The organism is Streptomyces sp. GC420 (assembly GCF_009916105.1).
Taxonomy (GTDB): Bacteria; Actinomycetota; Actinomycetes; order Streptomycetales; family Streptomycetaceae; genus Streptomyces.
Genome location: NZ_JAAAXQ010000732.1, coordinates 1 through 1,537, shown reverse-complemented (window position 1 = coordinate 1,537; position 1,537 = coordinate 1). Strand labels below are relative to the sequence as shown.

Genomic DNA, 1,537 nt, shown 5'->3' with positions numbered 1-1,537 from the left:
CGTCGACGTATGGCGCACGGGCGAGCGGCTGATGCTCCAGGTCCGCGACAACGGCCGCGGCGGTGCCGGCCTCGACACGGGCTCCGGGCTCGCAGGCCTCGCCGAAAGGCTCGGGGCCGTGGACGGCATCCTCGTCGTCACCTCCCCCCCGGGGTCGGGCACGACGGTGACCGCCGAGCTGCCCTGGCGCGGCTGAGCGGCCGCCCAGCGACTGCGGCCGGGCGGCCGGCCCACGCCCTCTGCCCGATGCCCTCCCTCTGTCCGATGCCCTCTGCCCCCGCGTCCATTGCCCCCCACGTCGGCACCGAAAGCTGGAATGCTGGTGAGCCACGGACCAGTCGGACCGGACCGGTCGGAAGGCTTGGGGGGCAAGCAAGGTGGAGGACAGGGTGCGGGTGGTCATTGCCGAGGACTCGGTGCTGCTCAGGGAAGGGCTGACCCGGCTGCTGACGGACCGGGGCCATGACGTGGTGGCCGGTGTGGGGGACGCGGAGGCGCTGATCAAGACCGTCGGGGACCTGGCGGGGCAGGAACAGCTGCCGGACGTGGTGGTCGCCGACGTGCGTATGCCGCCGACCCACACGGACGAGGGGGTCAGGGCCGCCGTGCAGTTGCGCAGGGACCACCCGGGGCTCGGGGTGCTGGTGCTCTCTCAGTACGTGGAGGAGCGGTACGCCACCGAGCTGCTGGCGGGTTCGAGCCATGGGGTGGGGTATCTGCTCAAGGACCGGGTGGCCGAGGTCCGGGAGTTCGTGGACGCGGTCGTCCGGGTGGCCGCCGGAGGGACGGCGCTGGATCCCGAGGTGGTCGCCCAGCTCCTGGGACGGAGCCGCAAGCAGGACGTTCTGACGGCGCTGACACCGCGCGAGCGCGAGGTGCTCGGCCTGATGGCCGAGGGACGTACGAACTCGGCGATCGCCCGGCAGCTGGTGGTCAGCGACGGAGCGGTCGAGAAGCACGTGAGCAACATCTTCATGAAGCTCGGGCTGTCGCCGAGTGACGGGGACCACCGCCGCGTGCTGGCCGTCCTCACCTATCTCAACTCCTGACGCCCTCGGGACGCCCGGGCCGAAAGCGCTCACCGGGGAGTACGTGCGTGGATGCCGGGCCGCGGTCATGGCGAATCGGGCCGGAGAGGCGTCTCATAGTTGAGTCCACTATGCGATCGATCCAGGGAAGGCCACCCTTACCGACGTAGGGTGGACATCGGGAGCACCGACGGGTCGGTCTGCTCCCACGCCTGTCCCCGTCCGCGGCGGGGAGGCCCCGAGCCTCGAGGGAGGTCCAGTTCAGTGACCCAGGTCAGCAGCCCAGCCGATGAGCAGGCCGACGGAGCTGTCGTCGGTGAGCAGCGGAAGCCGCAGGGCGACTACTCAACCGAGAAGGAGGTACGTCGTCTGGACCGGGTGATCATCCGGTTCGCGGGGGATTCCGGTGACGGTATGCAGCTCACCGGTGACCGGTTCACCTCGGAGACGGCGTCCTTCGGCAACGATCTGTCGACGCTGCCGAACTTCCCCGCCGAGATCCGGGCCCC

1 protein-coding gene and 2 pseudogenes are annotated in these 1,537 nt (G+C 70.6%); all 3 read left to right on the top strand.

Annotated features, from left to right (window positions below):
* Positions 1 to 196, top strand: a pseudogene (locus GUY61_RS38240) (sensor histidine kinase); the annotation flags it as partial.
* A 193-nt stretch (positions 197 to 389) separates the two neighbouring features.
* Complete coding sequence (locus GUY61_RS38235) at positions 390 to 1,049, top strand: response regulator transcription factor (RefSeq protein WP_313897044.1); 660 nt, start codon at positions 390 to 392, stop codon at positions 1,047 to 1,049.
* Between the two features lie 243 nt (positions 1,050 to 1,292).
* Positions 1,293 to 1,537 (top strand): annotated as a pseudogene (locus tag GUY61_RS38230) (2-oxoglutarate ferredoxin oxidoreductase subunit alpha); the annotation flags it as partial.